We start from the raw sequence: 22,127 nt of genomic DNA, 5'->3' as shown, positions 1-22,127 counted from the left end.
GTCACCTCGTCGTAATCTGACCGCGGGACGATTGCCGTTTGTGAATTCTACGCCCTCTGTCTCAAAGACGGTACGAATCTTGTCGCGGTGCCGTCGGCTTCGCCTTTCTCAAAATCACCTTCGGTCTGGCCCATCTGGTTTGTTACATGGGCAAAGCAAATCACGTCCTTGTGACGCGCCGATGCAAGGAATAGAGGGCCGCTGCTACCGATTCCGGACAATTGCCGGAGTGCAAGCCGCACTTCAGCTCGTGGCTTAGCCGTGGCCAAAATCATCACCTCGCCGTGCAGTCGCGTCTCATGGATGGTGGCGGAAAGGCCGGCTCACGAATGATTAGATCGTTCGAGATCGGGTCCAGTCAGTGCCGGGCGTGTTCGCATTGGCTGTGATCGGCCAGCACCTCAATCACCCGGCATTCGCCGACCTTCCCGTGCCGGCAGCCTTCGACCATGAGTTCCAGTTCGGCCTTCAATGCCGTGAGGCTGCGTATCCGCTGAACGACGTCGGCCAGCCGCGCCTGGGCTATGGTGTCGGCCGTGGCGCAGGGCTGGCTGGGATTATCCTGCAACGTCAGCAGGGTGCGGATGGCTTCGATGTCGAACCCCAACTCGCGTGAATGGCGAATAAACGCCAGCCGGCGCAAATCGCTCGTCTCATAGTGCCGTCGATTGCCCTCGCTGCGCTTCGGCGCGGGCAGCAGGCCGATTTGCTCATAGTAGCGGATGGTCGGCACTTTCACGCCGCTCTGTCGTGCCGCTTCGCCAATCGGGACACTGCGCATGATTTTTCGCTTGCTCCTCTAGTCGCTAGAGAATGTAGCGTGCCGCTGGAATGGTTCAAGGAGTGAGACGATGGCTACAACCGCCGCACAAACCCGTTATCGCGTTGAAGGCATGGATTGTGCCGGCTGCGCGACGAAAATCGATAGCGCGCTGCGGCGCATGCATGGCGTCCAGGATGTGAACGTCTCGGTCACTGCCGGCACCATGACCGTCAGGCACACTGCCGAAAGCGACCTCGCCGCGATCGAAAAGAAGGTGACGGGCCTCGGCTATTCTGTGGCTCAGCTCACGAGCGAAGCCGGACAGAACGCCAAACCGGCCGGGCACGGCACCAAAGGCGGCCATGACCACGCTGGCCACGACCATGCTGGCCGCGACCATGCCGGCACAGCCAAAGATGACCACGACGGCGTGGAGGGCTTGAATGGCCACGACCACACGCCGGCCACGGGGCCGTGGTGGAACAGCGCCAAAGGCCGGCTGAGCATCGCCAGCGGCGCCGCATTGGCCGCAGCTTTTGCGATTCACTATGTCTGGCCGGCCACCGGCGTCTGGCTTTTCATTGCCGCCATGCTGATCGGACTGGTGCCGATTGCACGGCGAGCCGTGATGGCCGCGCTCGCCGGCATTCCCTTCACCATCGAAATGCTGATGACCATCGCGGCGATCGGCGCCGTCATCATCGGTGCCGGCGAGGAAGCCGCCACCGTGGTCTTCCTGTTCCTCGTCGGAGAGTTGCTGGAAGGCGTGGCCGCCGGCAAGGCGCGCTCCAGCATCCAGGCGCTGACCACGCTGGTGCCCAAGACGGCATTCCTGGAGGAGAATGGCGCCACGCGCGAAGTTCCGGCCGAAGCCCTTGGGGTTGGCGCCGTCATTCTGGTGCGGCCGGGCGATCGCATTCCAGCCGACGGCAAGATCATCGAGGGCGAAAGCGCCATCGATGAATCGCCGGTGTCGGGGGAAAGCGTGCCGGTGCGCAAGGGCGTCGACGCGGACGTATTCGCCGGCACCATCAATGGCGACGGCGTGTTGCGCGTCACCGTCACGGCTGCGGCGTCCGACAACACCATCGCCCGCATCGTCAAGCTGGTCGAGGAGGCCCAGGAAAGTAAGGCGCCGACGGAACGCTTCATCGACCATTTCTCACGCTGGTATACGCCCGCCGTCGTCGCCGTGGGGGCTCTGGTGGCCGTCGTCCCGCCGCTGGCCTTCGGCGGCGACTGGAACGAATGGATCTACAAAGGCCTGGCGCTGCTGCTCATCGGCTGCCCCTGCGCGCTCGTCATATCGGTGCCGGCGGCAATCGCCGCCTCGCTCTCGGCCGGCGCCAGGCGTGGTCTTTTAATGAAAGGCGGCGCGGTGCTGGAAGGCTTGGGTAAGATCACCGCCGTGGCTTTGGACAAGACCGGGACGCTGACTCAAGGCAAGCCCGTGGTGACGGATGTCGTGGCCATCGAGATCAGCGAAAAAGAGGTGCTATCGCTGGCCGCTGCACTCGAAACCGGATCGAGCCATCCGCTGGCTCTGGCGATCCTGCGAAAGGCCAAGGCCCAACGCGTGCCGGTGCCGCCGGCGGCGGAGGCCAAGGCGCTCGGCGGCAAGGGTGTCGTCGGTCGCATTGGCGGTAACAACGTCTTCCTGGGCTCGCCGATCGCTGGAGGCGAGAAGGTCGCGCTCCCGGCCGAGCACGTGGCCCGCATCGCCGACCTCAACGACCAGGGCAAATCGGTGTCGGTGCTGCTGATCAACGATGTGCTGGCCGGTTTCATCGCCATGCGCGACGAGCCTCGGCCGGACGCGCAGGCCGGCCTCAAGGCGCTGACCGATGTTGGCATCAGGACTGTCATGCTGACTGGCGACAACCAGCGCACGGCGGCAGCAATCGGCAAGCACCTCGATATCGAGGTGCGCTCGGAACTGCTGCCCGAAGACAAGCAGCGCATTGTCGGCGAGTTGAAAGGGCAGGGGCTGATGGTCGCTAAGGTCGGCGACGGCATCAACGATGCGCCGGCGCTCGCCGCGGCCGACATCGGCATTGCCATGGGCGGCGGCACCGATGTCGCCCTGGAGACGGCAGATGCGGCGGTGCTGCATGGCCGCGTCGGCGATGTCGCGGCGATGATAAAACTGTCTCAGGCGACCATGGCCAACATCAAGCAGAACATCACCATGGCGTTGGGGCTGAAGGCGGTGTTCCTGGTGACGACCGTAGTCGGCATCACCGGCCTGTGGCCCGCCATTCTCGCCGACACAGGCGCGACGGTGCTGGTGACAGCCAACGCCATGCGGCTGTTGCGCTGGAAAGGTGGGGTGTAGATTGCCGCCTTATATGTCGTTTGGGATGGCCGATGAGCAACAACCATTCGCATCGAAGCGGCGCTTATTATTCGCCCGCGCCGTTTATCGGGGCATTTCTGGCGATTGCCCTTTTGGGTGAGCAGCTGCGCCCGGGTGGTGCTAGCCGGCGTGCTGATGGGGTAGGTCTCTTGCTGCATCTCGCAGCAAGCGGTGCCGGCGCTTCATGGCCATCGACTGCCAGAGCCGCGACGTCAGCGAAGTAGGCCGTAACGTCACGCGAGCGGCGGAAGCGCGTCGGACCATCGATCGCAGTCATGAGCGAAAGCGCCGTCACCGGACCGACACCTGGATAGCCATCAAGCGCCGGCACGGCTCACTACGCCCGACAATTTTCACGACGAGATTGTGCAGCCGGCAATACTGTTTCTACCGCGTCGCGCACCGCCAGCATCGCGTCCAACAGTTCGCTCGGCAACGGATCGTCCGCCACCGCTTGGCGCACCGACCGCTCGAACGCCCCGCGTCCGACCTTGCCCAAGCGGGTGCCGAACGACTTCAGCGAGTGCCGGATGGCGTTCTCTAATTCGAGGAACTTGGCCTTCAGATTGCGAGATACTTGGCCGATCTTTGGCCGGAGTTCGCCGATCGGCGGGACTCAGATAAGATGGGGCAGGTAGAATGAAGGGCGCTCCAAACATGGTCTCTGCAGAGCTTGTCGAAGCGCGCGAGTTTGCAAACAGGCGGCGCGAAAATCTGCCGGCTCGTATCGACGCTGCCGCTTTAGGGTTTGGTCCAAAGCGCCATTCCAATTGCTGTGCGCACGCGAAGCGCTGATCTGGGGAGCGAAGAGCTGGCGCGCAATGCATGCGATGCTCTTGGACGCGAGGACCTGAGCGTTGCCGCCCTTTTGACCCGAGCGCTCACCGAGAATGCTGCCCTGGTGTGGAAACTCTGGGAGATTCTCGATGCGCGGCATACCCATTCACCGCAAGACATGAACGATCTGCTGATACGGCTGCTCGTGGGCTCACGTAAATGGCCGGATGGGCCACAGGCCATGCAAATCCTGAGCTGTATCGACCGCATGGACAAAGCCGTACCCGGGGTGCGCGCCAGCTACGAGAGCCTGAGTGAGATCGCACATCCGAATTGGTCCGGCGTCGCCGGATTGTATTCTAAGCCCGACCCTCCACGGTATTTGACAGATTTCGGACGCGGATTGAGGGATACAAAGAGCACCGTCGACATGATCGCCAATGCGCTGCTTGGCTCGCTCGGCTTGTTCGAACTTGCGTACAATCGAACATCCGAAGCCATGCCGGAATTCCTGGCGGAACTTGAACCCATTTGATCGAATGAACGCTCCCAGGTCGCAAGCATGGATCACGAGCAAGCTTAGAAGTCCTACGGCACCGATCGAGCGCAACTCGTCTATGATCGTCCACGAGCCCGCCACACAGACCGCCTTTCCGTGTTCTCTTGACTCTCGCCATGATTGAGCGCCGAATAGCCATCTACTTGGGAGGGCGGAATGAAATATCTGATTTTTCTTAGTGTTCTTTTTGGCGCCTATAGCGTTGCCCCGGCGTTCAGCCATGGCGGCGGAACAGACTCAAACGGCTGCCATACGAATCATAAAACTGGCCAATATCACTGCCATTAGGGCGGCTTACTATGATCAAATGTTTTGCGCTCGCAATCGGACTCGTTTTGGGCGCGTCCGATGCATATGCTTGGGATGGGACGGATACGACGACTGGCGAGTCTGTTGAGATAGGCAAGGGTAATCTTGTCAGGACGGGCAGGGACATCGAAATATTTGATAGTGGTGCTGGCGAATATCGAGACGTAACCGTCGAAAGTATCCGGCGACACGGATCGACAGTTGAAGTCGAGGTCTACGACAACGAAAGCGGCGAGTATCGGACTCTTGAAATGGAAGACGACTGATCTCGCTCATCAACTGCGCTGGCGCAGCGGGCCGCGATATCTTCTTGCCAGTTGTTGCCGGCCATCGGTTCAACGATTTATAGAAGCACCGTCGGCAATCATCGGCGAGCTAGTCGTCATGACGCCTGGAATCATGGAAGAACGCCCGTGCCATGATGAGAAGCGGCCGGCCCGTCTAGGTTCGTGATGATCGGCCGCAGGGAAGACTTAAAGTTCCGGCCGTGGCGCGACGGGAGCGACAGCAGATGACTGATTGGCCGAAGAATTATTCATTGTCCCGGTCCCGGCATTGGTAGCGACTCTTCTACCTGCGGAACGGGAAAAGGGTGTGCCCCTAACGGAAAGAGAAGTCCTACAAATCAGAGATCAGGCTCCGTCCATCGCGACGCCCGCGTATGGCTATCGGGCAGTCATAGAAGCTCGGGGCTCCGACGAAATTGATCCTGATAATGTGTGGGATGAATGGCAGTTGGCGCGAAAAACGCTTGAGGCAGAGAACTAGCCTTGGGAAAATTCTCACGTCGCACCTTGCTGTGCGCGTAGGAATATTTGCAATCCTCGTGTCGTCGGCAAAAGCCGACCCAGTTGACAAAAGACCAACAATGACCGCCGAAAGCAGACGCCCCATTTGAGCCCCCAAGGTTTGAGTCGAACTCTATTTCATACGGCAAAGGTAGCAGTTCATTCTTATCGAGGCCATCAAACCTTGCCAGTATACGGAGGCGTCGATGAGTTAGAGGGTGGTTGATTAGCGGACCGAAATTATCGGCGCAATCGACATGGCGATCTTCATGAGAACATCGGTCGATACCGGCGCGTCACGCACGTTTACGGCGACTTCGCCCCAAGACTGAAGCGGTTCTGACCACGGTCGGACCGTCTCGGGCCGCCGGCTAGAAAGGGCCAGTGGAAGGTGCCCATTGGTCTGATGGCCTGGGATGCAAACCAACGGGCCCGCCGAAGGGCAAAGGTCACAGTACTCTGTGGGCACGGCTCCTTGGCCGGCTCGCGGATGAGCGCGCGGCAGATGTGACATGGAGAAGCCAAATCTGCTATGTTCGTCGCTTATAGCGTGGGGGTGGCTGCACATGTTGCCTAGTGTCGCTCAAAGTATTGCCACGCTCGCGCTGCTCGTCGGCTTTCCTCTTCAAGTACAGGCGTCGAACCTGATTCCGTTGCTCACGGACCGGTGGTGCCCAGGGGTCTTTCTTCCGTTTGGTGAGAATGAGGTTGACCCTTCGATCCTCGACAAGCCGATTGAAAATCCGGCCTCGATCGCCGACATGCCGGTCATCATTGTCGAGATCACCTACTCGGATGGCGAGTGCGACGAGGCTTGCAAGGAGAAGGTGACGTTGGCGCTAGCACAAAGCGTCAACCTATGGCGCCAGAGCTGTCTTCGGTGCCACCGCGGCCTTATGGCCTTTGCCGTCGTGGGCGAAACCGTATTCATCGATGGACAGGTGTGGGTGGCACTTACCGCAAATACTTCACTTGTCGAGGACGTGCTTGCCGCGCACCAGACACTCCTGAGCCTGGGAGACGGCAGCCCGACCGGCACCGGACATGTCATGGGAAGCTACGTTGCCGTGGCACGAAGCGACCCGGAACTCACACAGTTCTGCCAAAACGATCTCTCCGGCTTCAAGGGCTTCTGGCCGATCCCGCTGGCCGCCGCCATATGCGAAGGATCGGCTTCCTTAGAGCCCCCGACGCTTGGGCTGGCATTCGTCAGCCATCCGCCCTGCGGCGAGAATGCCTTCTTTGCCTGCGGTGAGCCTGATCGCCGCATCGAAATGGACGTGACTAACACTCGATATGAGCTCCGATCCAGTCCGGGCGTCGGTGCAGACCGAGTTTTCGTGCTGGGCAACCCCACAGCCACCATGAAGGTCGATCTTCATGCCGTTTTTCTTCACGAAGTGGGTCACTTCCTCGGCCTGGGTCATGTGACACGCACCAACCTGCGAGAGACGTTTCCTGCGGTGATGTTCCACCGACCCGACAACGACCTCTGTATGACCATGACGGACGTCCTTATGCTGAATAGCTCCGCCGACCAAAGCTGGGCATTCCGCGCTCGGGTACCGGAAGGCCTCGTGAGAACCGAACTGCTCGAGGATGAGCCATGATCACGCAGCGCTTCATCAACATCGCAACGGTTGTATATGTGGTGCTTGCCGTAGCTGGTGCTGTTGCCGCAGCCCTCTTCATGAAGGGAGGGGATGCGAACCTTCCGCCGGCGAATTTCCCAGCGGCAGTCGAGAAGGCGCTGACGCTCTCGACCGACCTCACGAAGCAACTGTTCACCCTCGCGACGGCACTCATCGGCGGATGCATCTGGTTGCTCACGCGGCCCCTGACTGATGAGCAGGAGCTCAAGGAGCGGCTGGTTTGGACGATGGCCTCGCTCCTTCTCTTTGGTGCCTCGTTGTATTTTGGTTTCTCGGCGCTCGATGCAGCCTTGACGCAACTCCGTTTCAACTCTTTCGATGCGTTCGCCGACATGGTCTGGTGGCCGCAGACGCTCCAGCTTTACGCCTTCGCGGTGGGTGCATTGCTTCTTGGACTCGCCTGCGTGCGATCGATCAATGCTGTGCTCGAGCGGAAGTGAGGAGGAGAACGATGAAGTTCGTGGGGATCTTGCTTGCTGCGCTCTTGAGCGTGGGAACTGTGGCGGCAAGGGCCGCCGATTGTGTCGAGGACGTCAAGCTTATCGGATCAGAAGCGTTGGCCGCTTTCGCCCTCGACAAAGGGATCGTGATTGGCGGAGGCGAAGCGGCCGGTGTCGTTGCGGAAATTGCGGCAGAGGTCTGTTCGCGGGTGGCTTCGAGCGACGCCGTGCCGCGGGGAGCCGTCGGCGAGATCGTGGCGCTCTACTTTGGTGACGCGCTCGATGGCGGTCAGCCCGTCTTGGTTGCTGCCTTGGTGGCCGAAGTAGTCGAGGGCAAATCTGGCCTGGCACGCAATGACCGAAGGAATTTCGGCGCGTTGGCCGTCGCCTGCGCACCTCCCAGTGAAGCTACTGTTCATATAGGCAGCGATATCTCTGGCCATTGCGGAGACCGCTTCCTCGTTCCCGCCGGCGCCCCGGTGGTTGCTGTCGAAACCAGCGCGTCGCGCATTTGCGAGACTGCTGTCCCGATATCGACCGGGAGGAGCGTCGCGTGCGAGTGTGAGACCGCGAGCGGCGTATTGGGCTGCAAGTAGACCCATCGAACAAACAAGAGCTTGAATCCTGTTGAGGCGGAAGGCAAGCGGCCAACCGCCGCTGATGGACTGGGAAGATAGCAAATAGTTAGATGTCGACATGTACGCGCCGTGCACGCGGAGGCTTGTCCCTTCGTTCGCTTCTGCTTCTACGAGAAGGCGCCAAGGTACCCGAATTCGCGATGATCTGCGGGGTAACATCCGATCATCAGTCCCGCATCCACTGGGCAACCCAGTGAGACGCGAGGGTACGACGGGCGGCGGGCGCTTAGCACGCTAGGATACGATTTCGAGTAGGACCGATCGGATGTGTGATGGCTTTGCGTTTGGTGAGCACTAGCCTTTTGCGAGCGGTGCGGCTCCCTAGATGACAATGTCCCGAAGTGACGAAATCACGCGGGTTCGTTCCGTGGTCTCCAGGGCGGACATGGCGTCAAACGGATGTAGCGCCGAAAAGTCCAGCGCGGCCAACTCACTCACGTGCGCTATCGTCGTTTGGATGTCCTTCTCTCTGAGCTTGGTTAGCCCGGGGTTGGTGAGGGTGAAGACCTTCGCCTCATAGAGCTGCTGCAACAACTTCGTCTGACCGTGAATAAAAGCGGTCGCGGCAAACACTCCAGGCTCTTTCTCGATCACCGCGATCTTCCAGAAGCTTGCGGGTATGAGCCAGGGGCCTCCTTTGCGCTTGATGCCATATTTGGGGTCGTTTGGCCGGAAGATCGGCCCAGTGAAGACGGTTACCCTTTTCTCGAGCATTTGGGTGCGATCAAGCACATAGTCCTCAATATCGCCCCAGTCGCCTCGGTTGAAGTTGCCGACCTGCGGGGCCGAATTGCTGTAGTGAAAGGTATCCTCATCGGCGAACTTGGCTTCCGCTTCGCCGCTCTTGCCGGACTTAATACTCCACGACGGATCGAGGCGCCGCACGAGGTGGCCGCGGTCGAAGTAGATGATTTCCTGGGCGAGCTTGCTCTCATAGAGCTCCCCGGCCGCTTGATACGCCGCGTCCATGCGTGCGTCGATACGGAAGGAGCCCGAGCGGCCGCCGGTGTACACCACCTTGTCGCCGCGAATATTGACGGCCGTGAGCAATGGAAACCTGCGTTCCTTGTGGACCACGGTGGAAAAGTGCAAGTAGTCCAAAACATGCCCGGACCCGTTCTTAAGCGGAGCCAAGAGTGGCACGGCCGGCGCGATGATGGCATCGAGGGGGAGGTGCAGCCCGGCAATGAAGTCGGGGTCATAGCCTAGGCCCTTGGCTTGCGACAATGACGTCCAGCGGGCCAGCTTGAAAGCTCCTGGATCTTTCTCCTCGCGAATGTCGACTATTGGGGTCGATGGAACCCACAGCGGTTCAACGCCCAGCCCGTGCTCAATGCGGGCCAACGCTTCTGCCGCATCCCGATCGCTGAATCGCTTGCTCTCCAATAGGTTGGAAATAGCGCTGATGCGTACACCCTCGTTGGCAAGCCACTCGGGCTCCTCCCCTTTTTCAATGCGAGCCCGGTTCTCCTTGCCTGGCTTGGGGACCGCCTTGTGGTGGATTGCGACGACCTGCCACTGGTCGTTGAGGACCGGAGCGCCGGAGGCCCCTGGCTTGGTGTCCGTCGAGTAGAAGATCAGGTGCCGGTTCTTCGCGAGATCGTAGTCGTCGCCAATGCTCTGGGGATCAAGGTCGACAATCTGGCAGGCCCGGATGGCCAGTTGCTTGGGGGCTCCGTCCGGATGCTGAATCACCGTGACCCATTCGCCGTGCAGTCCTTTGCCCGACAAGGGCACTAACGGCATATGACCAAAGCGGTCCAACGGCACCCCATCGCGCGACAGTGGCGTGACTGCCACAAGCGTAATGTCGTGGCCGAGGTCAGTGAAAAACGCCTCATGGGGCGCAAGGCTGTACTCGACGGCGGGCGCCAGCACGCCGTCGACGTCATGCTCGTAGCCGAACTCTGCCCGGGCCTGAGCTGCCTGGTCACGCGTACCCAGCACGTGATTGTTCGTCGCAAGGAGGCCCGGTCCGACCAGAAATCCCGTGCCGTACCATTGCCCGCCAAGTGTCGGCACAATTATACGGCAGACGGCGCGGCCGGCCTTCAGGCCGCGCGCAAGGAAATTGGTGGAAACGAGGTCGCTCTCGCCCAGGATGCGCTCAAAACCGTATGGGTCGGTCTGGTCTCCTTCGACCGCGGTCGCCCGGATGGTGCCGCGGAACGTATCAAGGATGCCAGCAGGGGCGCGCGGATGCGCGCGCAGTCGGGCGAGGCTCTCCGCGAGCAAGTTGGCCAGCGGAGCATTCTCCTCGACGACGACATCCGAACGCTGAAGGGTCGCGCGTTTCAAGGCATGACTTCCCAACGTGGCCATTGGCGTTCAACTCCCCTGTGTGGGCGGGCGCCGCCCAAGCCAGAAAGATGTAATGCAAATGAACAATAGAGTCCCTGTCATGTTGCGGCATAAGTCATCACAACGACAGTCGTCTGACGGCCTAGGAAGTTGAGCGCGTCCAGTGGAAGTGACGCAGGCTATTAGCAGGCTCAGGGATGCGGGCCAGAACATCGATTCAGACGGGCTGATAGTTAGCCGCTGCGCGGAAACAAAGATGCGCGTGGGCGCCATGCCGCGATCCGGCGCGGTCCTCTCGCGGACGAGACACGAGCTGGGTCGAAGACTCGATGGCCGCTGCCGGGTAGAACTGTTTGCGCACGGGCAATGAAACGCAGCCCGGAGAGCGACCTAGATGCAGCCCGGCCCGAAAGCGGAAGAGAGAGCGTGATCGACGTCAACTTGATCCGGGACCGCGAGATCGCCCTTCATGGGCTTACCGGCGCCGATGACGAGTATGGGATCTACTACGACGAGACGAACAATATCCGTCGACTACATGTGCGATCGGACGGGCTCAATGTTCCCGAGCCAAAGTGTTTTGTCGTCGGTGGCATAGCGCATGACGGGACGGCGCGGGCGTTGTCGCTTGACGGACGTCGATCAGCCCTCCGGGTACAAGCGAGTGCCACGGAGATCAAGCTCAAGCATGTGGCGACCGGCGAGTTTCCTGCGCTGCTTAACGCACCTCGACTGGAGATCTTTCTGACGTGGCTGTTCGAACAGGGCGCGTTCGTTCACTACTCGGCTATCGACCGGCTCTATTGGTCGATTGTCGACATAGTCGACTCGATCCTTACCGAGCACCACGAGCCAATGCTGCTGGCGTTCAACCCACAGCTCAAGAACGACCTCTACACAGTGCTCCGCTACGACTACGACGGCACCGTCGATATCTTCCTTCGCTATCGGCACCCTGACGTTGGACGAGAACGGCGACCGGCCTTTGTCGCGGAGCTCCTCGATCTGCTGGAGCACCGCCGCGATCTGCTCGCGCACTTCAACTACATGATGCTGAAGGGTGTGCTTCAGATCGCGGGGCGGCTCGATGCCCTTCCTTACCTCGAGGACGAGACACCTAACGTGCTCATCGGGAGTTTCGCGCCGTTCTATGTGCAGAGGCTTTGCCTCTTCAAGAATTGCCAGCATGTCCTCGATGTCGAGGACGTGGTGAAAGAGTATCTCGATCGCACGTCGTTCACCGACGGCGATCACGAGCTGAAGCACTTCCGCTTCGCGATTTCCCACGACGAAGCCGGCATTCAAGTGTCCGATATCGTCATCGGCCTTCTCGGAAAATTCCTCTCGTTCATCTGCGCATCGGACGACGCCGAGCTCGTGACCGCGCGGCGCGGTCTCGGGAAGCAGCAGCGGCGGAGCCTCGGCCTACTGAATGCGTTGCTCGATCGGTCGATCGGCGAGAACAAGGCGTTTGCGCACTACGTGCTCAGCATGAGGGATCAGGAGGCAGCGGCTTTCTTTCTCGATCCGCCGGCCTTACTCTGAGGGCTCGGGTCGTACGATGTGTCCATCCTCGGTGGCGCTGACAGCGAAGTAGGTCCCCGGGAGGCGAAACCTGGCAGGCAAGGGAACGGCAGCCACGGGGTTGGGAAGGAGTTGGAAGTCCTGGCCCAGACCTTCTGGTCGATTGACGACATCGACGCGGGAAACGAGCAGGCCGCTGAGCGCCTCGTAGCCTTCATGGAGGAATACCCCGGTGTCGACCAGCGTCCCCGAAGCCTTGGCAAGGGAGGTGCGCACCTCAAACCCTCGCTGGGTTGGCCTGAGGTCGTCCCGGCTGAACGAGATGAAAGCATGCCCCACTGGAAAGGCCGCCTGCAGGATACGTGGGGGAATTGTGTCGGCATAGTCGAAGCCCAGTCTCCTGGGATTCAGCGCGATGACAAATGCGTCCTCCTTCGCGACCGCCCCGATCTGGAGCCAGTTGCGATACTGCCGCTCGAATTTCTCGGAGATGCTATTGAGGTAGCGCAGGACCAGTTGCGCATTGGGGATGCTCTGCATGGTGCCGTCGCTGCGCGCCTCTGGTACTTGGTCGGGAGAGCCGTCGGCGCCACGCGATGGGGAGACCGCCTCGAACCAGATCCGCAGCCCATCGACGACAATACCAACATCCGGGCCTGGCTTGGGACAAGTTACCTGGAATCCAAGGCGGATAAGGGTGACCGTGAGGTCGATCTCCCAGAACCGCTCATCAAATTTGACGCGGACTTCGCCGAGGAAGTCCCGATCGGCATACAGTTCGAATTCTTCCCAAAGGTCCTCGCAAAGCCGTCGGGCGCGCTTCGTCCATTCATTGGATGCAGCCATGACGTTGGCATATGCCTGACCCGAAGGACCATCACTAAAAAATGGCCGTTGACTCATCGCACCTCACCCGCGTCCATGTTCTGTCGTGCGCCCTTCGAGCCTATGCACGCAGGACGCGTCGATGCGCGATCCTAAAACCGTGCGTTCGTGATGTCGGTCAAGACGTCGTCGATGCTTCCCGCCGACGTGGCAAGTCTTCCATCGACGACATGCGGAAGGTTGTTCTCTTCCTCATACTGATAGCTGGCCTCAAATTCCTCGGCCGCCTCTCCGGCCAATGGGACACCTCGATCTTTCAGGCGCTCGTAAGCCGCGACGACGAAGTTGAAGAGTGCCGGATTGATATTCACAACAGGCCCATACCAGTGAAACACGCCAAGGCAGGCTTGTCGTGCACCGTCCCGGTATCGTGCTGTTGTCTTTTCAATCGCCGCCTCGACCAGACCGCGCGGGACGAGGCATAGCTTCATCAAATCTGTCACGATGGGATAACCGGCGATCGGAATGAGCCTCACGAGGTGCCGCAATTCCTGCTGGTGATGGAAGTAGTTCCGAAGGCATTTGAGCGCCGTGAATTCCGGGACGTCGAAGAAATCGAGGTCGGCGCCAACCTTCAATCGGTCATTCAGACTGTGTCCTGCCTCGAGCAGCGAAAACAGCGTGTCGCGATCGGGTGAGATGCAGTGTGTAAAGTAGAGCCGGAAGAACCTTTCGGATGCCGCGCTGACATTCACCAAATCGATATCGCCAACCATACTCATGCCCCAGTCGAAAAAGTTCGAATTATGGGCCGTGGCCCGCTTCACGGTTCGATCTCAGTCTCAGGCGGATCCACGCCGCAGCAACTCGCCCAGGAATGCGTCCTGGTGCTCTGGCGGCGGCATCGAGGTTGCAGCGCCCACCAGGGCGCAGACACATCGACGAGCCAGCCGCCGAGCGTCCAGTCGCACTTGGCTCGATATGTCCTTCATCGCCTGTCCGTGGAGGAAGTCACTTCGTTGCTTGAAAAGTGCGAGATATCGTTTGCCGGCCAACGGATCATTCAGAAGGGCGGACAAACGCCACGCGACGCGTGCCGTCGCGCCTTGGCGCTGTTGCCCGGGGATTTTGGGCCGCGCTTTGGGATAATGATCTCCAGGCATTCCCAGTGCGGCTTCAATTGCCGTGATATGCGCTAGAAATTCGTCAATTCCATCGCTCGCAAAAGCGCGAATAAGGAAGTGTTCGACGGGACGAGCGAACACCGCGGACCGTCGAGCTGCCATCACTTCAGACCAGGCTGTATCGTCCAGATATGCTGTCTGGGATATCGCCACGTCGGTTAATTGGAACCGTGTGGGGCGCTCGACTTCCACCATCTCCCCTTCGTCGTTCTGATGGAAGTCCGGCTCCCAGGATAACGTGTCGGCATCGGGCGGCATCGGCTGTCGCGTGAAAAGGTCGTCCGAAAGCGTATAGACCCAGGGAACGCGAAAAGGCCGCCAATCCAGATCGGAATAGGCGGTGACATCCTCCCAAGGCGCCGTAAGCAACGCGAAGAGCGCTTCCTCGACCGGGGCCGGGAAATGTCGCTTGTGCGGTTCGATCCGCCCGAGGTCCTCGCGGGCATCGAAAAACAGGCTGGGGAGAGCGCGACCCCCTGAAGTACTAGGAAACATCACCGTCTCCTCGACTACGAGCCATGAAAACCGGCTGAAGCGTTGGCTGTCGAACCGCCATCCGGCCCTCTGCCGCGACAACCCGTCCGGGTCGAGAAGATCGTCTAGTTCTCTTGCGGCGAAAGTTCGAATGGCATTGGGCCCAAAGCGGAGTTCCGGGATGTCATCTCCGAGATCGAGCGGGCAGAGATGCATGACGGTCGCACTGGTCTGTTTGAAGGCGTGATCAATACGGAGGGCCGCGACGTCGGAAGAGATGGCCAAGCGGGTCGGCACATCGTCGCTCCGTCGAAAACCAAGAGCGAAAATGCCTTGGCTCAGCGCGAAACTCACCGCGTCCTTGGACCCGGACGATGGATAGAGCCGTTGGCAAGTTTCGCGTAGATTCACAAAGGCTGGCGCTGCGTACAGATTTCCCGCCACCGGACCTTGATGGCGCCATAGAGCGTCGATCGCGGAAGCGAGTTCGGGGGGAACCAAGTCGTTCAGGGCATCAGCTCCCGCGGTGGTTGCCTGCTGTCCAAATGCAGCGTGCAGTAGTGTATGGTATTTGGAAATGAAATGTCACGGCTCGGACGGCGCCGTCAGGAGGTGATCGTGCGATCTATCGTTCCCATTGTAGAACAACTGGACCGTGCACTCTGCGAACTAGCGATTGATCATCCACTCAATGGGCGGATCGCTTTGATCCTTGTCGACAATGGCCTGGAGCTGATGTGCCATCAGAAATGCGCTGACCTGTTGTTTGATGATCGCTACAGGCCCTCGCATCAGTTGACTGCGGAGCAACGCAATGATGCGCGCGGGCGAGCCTTCGATAAAAAGATCCAATTTCTCAAAGATCTCGGCCACATTCCCGCCGATCAGGTTCAAGCTATGGCGATCCTGCACGGGTATCGGAACCAACTCTATCATGTCGGACTTCGCGACGATCCGATCATTGGTCAGCTAGCGCACCTCTATTTCCGGTTGGCTGCGGGGCTTCTCGAGTCCCTGCTCGGCGCGCAACGCCACCTCCGCTGGGAGCCAGAGGTCGTCAGCGATACGGCGCGTCGTCTCTTGCCTGAGCTGGCAACCTCAAAGTACCACCTAGCCAAAATCGATATCGCCGCACTGCGTGGTAGGCTCCTCGCTGCATGTTCGCAGCCGCCCATGCCGGTTGAGCAAGCGCTGATCGGACACCTGCTCGTCAGGATCGATCAGGCAGAATCGTCGTTCGCCATCATCGCGAAGGGTCGCTCAGGGAACGATGATCCCATCCATACTATCCGGACCGTCCAGCTAGAAGCTGACACGATTGCGGCGCTCGTCCGCTTTCGCCGAGACGGCGACAAAGCGCTAAAGGCGAAAGGTCTTGCAGCCAAACCACTCGATGTAAGGATGCTCTCAATCGCGCGCGGCACAAAAGTCCTGGTTGACCTCAATGCCCGTCTTCTGCCTGGCTGGAAGGCCAGATACTCAAGATTGCCATTCGAGAGCTGGCGAAAGCGGACCAGGTCAATTGTCACTAAGCCGCGGAGCTTGCTTGCCTTGGAGATGTTTGACCGGATCAGGAAGGAGATTGACCAACTGGAGGACATCATGGCCGACCCAATCGAGGACATGCACGGATGGCATCAGCATCAAGAAGATGTCGCCATGGACAGCCGGTAGGGCGGACTGTCGGACTGCGCATGCTTGCAACTTGCTGATCACGACCTTTCCGCACTACTTCGTGCGCTGCGCTGTTTAGGGACCAGGCCCGCTCGCGACTTTTGATTTTCGTGTCGTGGTCGGATATCCGAAGGGCAAGAAAAAGTGGGAGACACGGATCGTGCCGTGTGTCGGGGCAAGCGCAGCGTCTCGCTCGTGCTCAGTATCAAAGTCGGCGGCCTGGAACAGAACAGATGGTCGCTCATATGGCTGACCCCCGGGTGTCTGGCACAGCCGCAACGCGGCGGCGAGCGTCGAGTCTTCCAGCGCCTTTCTGATTGGCGGCACGATTTCGTCTTCTGGGTCGAGCAGCACACCTACCATCGCTGCAACAGCCTGTTGTCGGCTGTATATGCCGGTAACAAACCGACCTAGGCCTTGCTCTCGCAGATAGTGGTCTCGGTGTTTCTTGTGGCGACCGAGGCGTTTGAACTCGAAAACGAGCTTCATTCCTTGGAGCTCGTCGTTCCAGCCGTAAACGATGTCAGTGCGCCTTTCCTCGATCATGGCTCCTGTTGCGGGATCGATGTTGCCGATGATGTCCTCGGCGGCCCACATACCGAGCAGACCTCGTTGCCGTGCGACATGGTTCTCGACATAGATCTTGAGCCGCTTGGTGAGACCATCCTCCTTGGTCTTGGGATTGAAGTCTGGTCGCGGCCGGGCCGCTAGTTCGGACCATCCTTGTCGCAAGGCTTCGACAGCCTCCGTTGCCGGCTGGAGAGGAAAAGCGGCCAACCAATCGACGGACGTGGTCACGCGGTCACCGCCGCCCTTTTTCCCGGCTGACGGGATTGAACGCTGCGCACGATATGCTCCGCATCGCGCAAGGCTTGCCGAACAGTCCAGCTTCTTCGCGTCAGCGGACGCACAAGGTAAAGTGCGCCATCGAACCAAAGGTGGACGTCAGGAACCAGGGCAAGAAAGTCGCCGGACGCGATTACGCGAAGACCAGCCTCGCGCAGTTGTGTGAGTGTTTCGAGCACCAGGTTGTCGCTTACTGCTGAGCTTACTTCCGGTGGCTCAGTGGACTGGTTGGAATAGGCGACCCGGACAATACCAGACGGTCCGGAACGGCCTGGATCGCTCGTCACCACCTTGACGTGGAAGCGGCCGCGCCCGCGTGTTTTCGTTCGCCAGGCGGTCAGGGCTTCCCCGAGAGCTCTCGCATAGATGTCGAAATCATCAGCATCGGCTCGATGCTGTGCTGGCGTGTCGAGGCTCTTGAAGCTCCTTGGACGGATTGACGGCATGAGAACCTCGACCGTCTCGCGGACGAGGGTCTGCTCTTCCACGGTAAGGCCGAAATAGCTGAAGATCGCGTCGTCGAACTCACCGCGCAGTTCGGCATAGCGCCGCCCTTGGTCCAGCTCGGGCAGCGCTATGAGGGTAGTCATATGCGCTTGGATGCTTGCCAGGGCCGAAGAGGCGGCCTCAGTGTCGGGCGCGTCCTCGGGCGCGAAAAAGGGAAAGGCCTCGACTTCGGTCAGATGCACGCCGTTGCGCTCGCACAGCATCTTCCAGCCGCGCATCATCAGGAAATAGCGCGCCAGCGTCGACCGCAGGTAGACAGCCGAGAACTGCAGTAGTGCTGCGTCCTTCCGCTTACCGGCGATCACGCCGATGCTATGGGTGAAGCTAGCCGGACCGTCAAAATACACTGCACGGATGTTCTGCTCGCCCTTGGAGAAGCCATCCGGGAACAACACGCGGGGACCATCGAACACCGCACGTACCGCGTCATTCAACCCAACTACCGTATCCTGCGTGGCGGGCCATTTGGTCAGCAAGATCGGATGAAGGACTGGGGAGCCGGCGCTCAAGGCCGCAATCGGCACATGAGGCTTGTCTCGCAGTTCGCCTGCGTCGACAGCGTCGCGACTTTTGTCGTTGAGATGGATGCCCTTGCGATAAACCCAGCGGCGAAATTCCTGCGGACCGCGCCAGAAATCCGCAAATGTGCCGCGCAAGGCGAGCCGGGTCCAGATAGCAAGATCGCTGGCGTCCCCCCACATCATCGTGACGAGGAGTTGAGGATCTTCCGCGACCGAGCGTGTTTGCAACGCATGACGGTCGGCGGACTGCATTGTCAGACGGCCGAGGGCTAGGCTCAGGTCCGCTTTTGGAACGAGATATTCGAACGTTTCGTCGAACGGAATGTGCGCTGCGGCCTCGTCGGAGCGGTATTCAGCAAGGAAAACATGACAGGTGTTCTCAGCGGTCGGGAACAGCAGCCCCTGCAGGTCTCCGAAGTTGATCAACGTTGTAGGGCGATATACGCGCAGGACGTGGGAGACGAATGCCGCACTCGAGGCGCCAAGAAACTGCCCGATCGGCAGGATCAGGCATACCCTTCCGCCCTCCGAGAGGAATTCACGCGCACGCAGCGCATATGCACCGGCAACCTGGCGGCGGGCGAAAGGTACGCCCGCCGTATCGGCCCAGTCGTCGGTCGAGGTGTGGTGTTGCCCCTCTGGTTCGGCCCAAGGCGGGTTCGAGACAATTAGCGAGAAGCGCCGACCGTGGAACGTATGGGTATCCTTGAAAAAGTCGGCGTTCTCGTCGCCATGGACGAGGTTTTTGCCGTTGAGGGAAGGAAGTTTCGTTCCGTCGCGCTCCTGCGCCGCGAGAATATCGGCCGGGTCGAGTCCTTCCAACAGGGACAGGTAGAGGCTGAAGGCCGTCACGCGACAGGCCATGAAATTGATATCGCCGCCGAAGATGCTACGTTCCAGCAGTCTGGCGCGTTCAGCGAATCCGAGTGGCCGTCGTTGTTTTGCCTCTGACAAGGCAATCAGGCGGCGATAAGCAGTAGTGAGCAAAATACCTGAGCCGCAGGCCCCATCGAAAATGGTTTCTGCAAGCGGGTCGGGAGAGGCGGTGAAGGCCTGCTCGACCGCAAGCATCGCTAAATTGCGAGGCGTGTAATACGCGCCTTCCTTGGCTTGTTGCTCTGGGGTCAGGAACTTCTCATACAGGCCCGATAGCAGTTCCACGGGGATGTAGCTGAAATCGTAGTTCCAAAAATCGCCCTGGCCGGTTCGCATGTCCGTGCGGCGTAGAAACTGGCTCAGGAGATCGAAGCCAGCGTCTGAGAGCGACGTCCAGGGATCATGCCGGTCGTCACCGAGAAAGTCGCCGTTGAAGTCGCTCCGCAGCCGATCGATCAACGTTCGCACGCCATCGCGGCTGCTCTGCGCGACTAAGCCATGGAGCTCCGCTACCTCGCGCCGTTGGCGATAGGTCGAGCCGACGATCTCCCGGTGCTCGAGATAGGAGACGAAGAGCACCTGACCCATGAGCAATTCGGCGAGCCGCCTACGCTCTTTTTCGGAGCCCACTTTGGGATAGGCGTCGTCGGTCAGCTTAGCCACCGTGGTGGACAGATTTGCAAGTAGCTTGCGATCGACGCGTGCCTTGACGTCAAACCATTTCGGCAATCTGCGGGACAGGTTGGCCGTCGCGACATCGAGCGCTGAGAAGGGGCCATCTGGCCGCGCTTCACTCAGACGCAAACGTTCGCCTGCCGGCTTCAGTTTGCGCGCCGGAAGCGCAAGCGCCTCGTCGCCTTTCAACTCGATGACGATGGTTGCGAGGTTCTGGTTCCAGATGCGCTTGCGCGCGTCATCAAGTGCTGCTGGCGACAGGGGTTTGTCGTCCTCACCGACGAACACGACGGTGGGCATCCCTTCGACGTCAAAGACGGCTTGCGCGCGAATAGCACCGTCAGGCCGGAGGAGTGCCTTGATCTCCAGCGCGTAGGGATGCGTCTCGGACACGGGGGTTCCGCGAACATGCAGCACGGTTGGCTCGGCGGAATAGCCGAGCTTCTCGAGCCAGTTCTGGATACCGGTGGTCACGACGCCCGCCCTCCCTTATCCAGAACATACCAGGAACATATGCCTTTGTGAACCAAGCTGGCGAAATCCAAGGATACGGTCATGCCGACCGCCTTCGGCCAATGGCGGTCGACCTTTGATGTTCCGGGGCGCGTGCCCTGCCATGCATGGCCGGTAGAGAAAAGAGGTCGAACTGCCCGGCGACAGCTGAAGCGTCAGGAAGCGAAAACCCGTCCCGAATGACCGCGAGATGGGCATCCAAATGGATGACGAGGACGTCGACACCGAGCGTAGGAGTCTCCTCATCGAGGAAAAACCACGCTCCCTGGGGTGCGAGCGCGATGCGACGTCCCCATAGTCCGATGAACGAAGTGGACTTTAAGTCCTTTCGTAAGTTCGCGAAGGTCGCCTGGTATGCCTGAAGTTCAACAGCGAATTGGTCGCGCAGCAAAACCGCCAATCTGAGGATCAAGACGGTTTGCCAGGTGAACTTGGCGGGGGATCCTTTTTGCTTTGGCCGAACATCAGCTGGCACCAGTGCACGCCGGCTCGTCCACTCCCGAAGTTTTTCGGTCGAGAGACCCGTCAACTGCGACGCAACTGGCGTAGGAACAAGGCGCAAATTCGTCTCCCGGAGATCGGGTATGATACCCGACCTTTCTGCACGGAACGGGTATCATACCCGATCTCAATGGTAAAGGATCGCCGGGCCTTCTCGCACCCGGCGGTCAGCCCTAGCGAACTCCGACAATCAGTCGAAAAACAACCATCCGCTGGCACGCAGCAAAGCTAGGCAAATGCCTGACGGCGCTCCTGTGCCGGCGCGGCCATTAGCAGCCTCGCTGCGATCGTGTGGAGCTGCTCTGGCCTCAAATGTGTATAGCGACGAAGCATCTTCCAGTCTTTGTGCCCCGTAACCATGGCGACCTGCTCGATTGTGAAGCCCGCCTCAAACAGACGGCTGGTTCCTTCGTGGCGCAAGTCGTGGAAGTGTAAGTCCTCGATGTCCAATTCCTGGCAGGCACGTCGGAATGCGGTTCCGGCTGATCTGCCATTATAGGGGAAGATGCGACCTTCGCCGGCAGTGGCGAAACGCTGCTCTTCGATAATGGCGCGCGCGTCATAGCCGCTGACGTCTAGTAGGGGGATCCGCATATGATTGCCCTGTTTGTGACGTGGATCCTTGCGATCTCGCAGCAAGAGAGTTTTGTTACGATGGTTGAGGTCCTCCCAGGTGACGTTGCAGATCTCCCCTAATCGCATCGCGGTAGCGATCGCAAAGCGCATCATCCTGTCCACTGGGATAATCTGATAATTGTTGCCCTTGAAATATCGAATGATCGCCTCGATTTCCTCATCGGTGGGCCGCCGATCACGCTCGTTGCCCTTACCTACGAGACCTAGGCGAGCAAGCGCAACGCGCCCGAGCTCGACCGGCTCCACGGAATAGGGCAGCCCATGCACTGCGGCGCCATGCACCAGCAAGGTGCGAATGTACCCGATGTCTATGCCGACCGTGACCGGCCCGGCACCATCATCGGCCCGCTCCTTACCGAATTTGATGACTTGCTCACGATTGAGGTCTGCTAAGTTTATTTTGCCGAGCCTTGCTCGCAGCATATCAAGACTGAACCCCTTCGAGCGACCGATTTCCTTGCCAACTTCCACCATATCCGCGATATGCAGTCGATGAGGTCGGAAACTGTTTTGATCCCGTCCTTGTGCTTGGGCGCAGGCTTCTGACCCAGGTCGATCTCTCGCTCAATTCGGCGCGCCCACATTTCGGCGTCCTTGCGGAGCGAGAAGCCAATCCTCCAACAGGGCCACGCGCACATAGAGCACGAAACGATCGAGCCCTGCTGCTTGCCGGCCGAAGGCGCCGGCCAGCCACGACTTGCCGGTTCCGGTCGGACTGGGCTCATAATGCCCGTTATCAGGATGGCGAGGCAAAGAAGATTGTCCGTTACGCCTTTCATCCGCGTTCG

The 22,127-nt window shown here is 59.8% G+C and carries 18 protein-coding genes and 2 pseudogenes; 9 read left to right on the top strand and 11 right to left on the bottom strand.

The window, feature by feature from the left end; genetic code table 11:
- Positions 1–358: 358 nt before the first annotated feature.
- Positions 359–781: a MerR family transcriptional regulator gene (locus AC0L3O_RS28940; protein ID WP_473617328.1), complete on the bottom strand. Its 423-nt coding sequence runs from the start codon at positions 779–781 to the stop codon at positions 359–361.
- A gap of 70 nt (positions 782–851) precedes the next feature.
- On the opposite strand from AC0L3O_RS28940, the gene AC0L3O_RS28935 reads away from it, so the two are divergent.
- The gene (locus tag AC0L3O_RS28935) at positions 852–3,098 is read left to right on the top strand and encodes a heavy metal translocating P-type ATPase (protein ID WP_473617326.1); all 2,247 of its coding nucleotides are present in this window, start codon (positions 852–854) and stop codon (positions 3,096–3,098) included.
- 213 nt (positions 3,099–3,311) lie between these two features.
- Here AC0L3O_RS28935 and AC0L3O_RS28930 read toward each other — a convergent pair.
- A pseudogene (locus AC0L3O_RS28930) lies at positions 3,312–3,684 on the bottom strand (transposase); the annotation flags it as partial.
- A gap of 183 nt (positions 3,685–3,867) precedes the next feature.
- Between AC0L3O_RS28930 and AC0L3O_RS28925 the strand changes: the two are divergent.
- From AC0L3O_RS28925 to AC0L3O_RS28900, 6 genes are all read left to right on the top strand, one after another.
- Positions 3,868–4,431, top strand: coding sequence for a hypothetical protein (locus AC0L3O_RS28925; protein ID WP_473617325.1), 564 nt, complete (start codon positions 3,868–3,870; stop codon positions 4,429–4,431).
- Positions 4,432–4,611: 180 nt separating this feature from the next.
- Entirely contained in the window at positions 4,612–4,743 is a 132-nt protein-coding gene (locus tag AC0L3O_RS28920; RefSeq protein ID WP_367185466.1) for a YHYH domain-containing protein, read from the top strand.
- A gap of 11 nt (positions 4,744–4,754) precedes the next feature.
- Positions 4,755–5,030 carry a DUF5334 family protein gene (locus tag AC0L3O_RS28915; RefSeq protein WP_254022756.1) on the top strand — a complete coding sequence of 92 codons (276 nt, stop codon included), beginning with the start codon at positions 4,755–4,757 and terminating at the stop codon, positions 5,028–5,030.
- A 1,034-nt stretch (positions 5,031–6,064) separates the two neighbouring features.
- Complete coding sequence (locus AC0L3O_RS28910) at positions 6,065–7,162, top strand: hypothetical protein (protein WP_473617323.1); 1,098 nt, start codon at positions 6,065–6,067, stop codon at positions 7,160–7,162.
- Positions 7,159–7,644, top strand: coding sequence for a hypothetical protein (locus tag AC0L3O_RS28905; protein ID WP_473617322.1), 486 nt, complete (start codon positions 7,159–7,161; stop codon positions 7,642–7,644). Before AC0L3O_RS28910 ends, AC0L3O_RS28905 begins: the two co-directional genes overlap by 4 nt.
- A gap of 11 nt (positions 7,645–7,655) precedes the next feature.
- Positions 7,656–8,240: a hypothetical protein gene (locus AC0L3O_RS28900; RefSeq protein WP_473617320.1), complete on the top strand. Its 585-nt coding sequence runs from the start codon at positions 7,656–7,658 to the stop codon at positions 8,238–8,240.
- A 363-nt stretch (positions 8,241–8,603) separates the two neighbouring features.
- Here the strand turns inward: AC0L3O_RS28900 and AC0L3O_RS28895 are convergent, their stop codons facing one another.
- Positions 8,604–10,580, bottom strand: coding sequence for a DNA/RNA non-specific endonuclease (locus AC0L3O_RS28895; RefSeq protein WP_473617319.1), 1,977 nt, complete (start codon positions 10,578–10,580; stop codon positions 8,604–8,606).
- Positions 10,581–11,009: 429 nt separating this feature from the next.
- Here AC0L3O_RS28895 and AC0L3O_RS28890 point away from each other — a divergent pair, with 429 nt between their 5' ends.
- Positions 11,010–12,128, top strand: coding sequence for a DUF3800 domain-containing protein (locus AC0L3O_RS28890; protein WP_473617318.1), 1,119 nt, complete (start codon positions 11,010–11,012; stop codon positions 12,126–12,128).
- Here AC0L3O_RS28890 and AC0L3O_RS28885 read toward each other — a convergent pair.
- The 3 genes from AC0L3O_RS28885 to AC0L3O_RS28875 all read right to left on the bottom strand — a co-directional run bounded on the left by AC0L3O_RS28885 (position 12,120) and on the right by AC0L3O_RS28875 (position 14,944).
- Positions 12,120–12,953, bottom strand: a complete 834-nt coding sequence (locus AC0L3O_RS28885) for a hypothetical protein (protein ID WP_473617317.1) — start codon at positions 12,951–12,953, stop codon at positions 12,120–12,122. The two genes, AC0L3O_RS28890 and AC0L3O_RS28885, sit on opposite strands and share 9 nt — an antisense overlap.
- Positions 12,954–13,084: 131 nt before the next feature.
- Positions 13,085–13,759, bottom strand: a complete 675-nt coding sequence (locus tag AC0L3O_RS28880; protein ID WP_473617315.1) for a hypothetical protein — start codon at positions 13,757–13,759, stop codon at positions 13,085–13,087.
- 15 nt (positions 13,760–13,774) lie between these two features.
- Positions 13,775–14,944, bottom strand: coding sequence for a hypothetical protein (locus AC0L3O_RS28875; protein WP_473617314.1), 1,170 nt, complete (start codon positions 14,942–14,944; stop codon positions 13,775–13,777).
- Between the two features lie 228 nt (positions 14,945–15,172).
- Between AC0L3O_RS28875 and AC0L3O_RS28870 the strand changes: the two genes are divergently transcribed.
- Positions 15,173–16,264: a hypothetical protein gene (locus AC0L3O_RS28870; RefSeq protein ID WP_473617313.1), complete on the top strand. Its 1,092-nt coding sequence runs from the start codon at positions 15,173–15,175 to the stop codon at positions 16,262–16,264.
- A gap of 75 nt (positions 16,265–16,339) precedes the next feature.
- Here the strand turns inward: AC0L3O_RS28870 and AC0L3O_RS28865 are convergent, their stop codons facing one another.
- The 5 genes and pseudogenes from AC0L3O_RS28865 to AC0L3O_RS28845 form a co-directional block, all read right to left on the bottom strand.
- Entirely contained in the window at positions 16,340–17,062 is a 723-nt protein-coding gene (locus AC0L3O_RS28865) for a Fis family transcriptional regulator (RefSeq protein ID WP_473617312.1), read from the bottom strand.
- On the bottom strand, positions 17,059–20,163 hold the full coding sequence (locus AC0L3O_RS28860; protein ID WP_473617310.1) for an N-6 DNA methylase: 3,105 nt from the start codon (positions 20,161–20,163) through the stop codon (positions 17,059–17,061). Before AC0L3O_RS28860 ends, AC0L3O_RS28865 begins: the two co-directional genes overlap by 4 nt.
- 79 nt (positions 20,164–20,242) lie before the next feature.
- Positions 20,243–20,764, bottom strand: a complete 522-nt coding sequence (locus AC0L3O_RS28855; RefSeq protein WP_473617309.1) for a hypothetical protein — start codon at positions 20,762–20,764, stop codon at positions 20,243–20,245.
- A gap of 167 nt (positions 20,765–20,931) precedes the next feature.
- Positions 20,932–21,813 (bottom strand): site-specific integrase, encoded by an 882-nt coding sequence (locus AC0L3O_RS28850; protein ID WP_473617307.1) that lies wholly within the window; start codon positions 21,811–21,813, stop codon positions 20,932–20,934.
- Between the two features lie 90 nt (positions 21,814–21,903).
- Positions 21,904–22,127: pseudogene (locus AC0L3O_RS28845) on the bottom strand (hypothetical protein); the annotation flags it as partial.

Source organism: Mesorhizobium sp. WSM4810 (assembly GCF_055811235.1).
The sequence above is the reverse complement of the archived record's forward strand: the minus strand, read 5'-3'. Positions and strand labels throughout refer to the sequence as shown.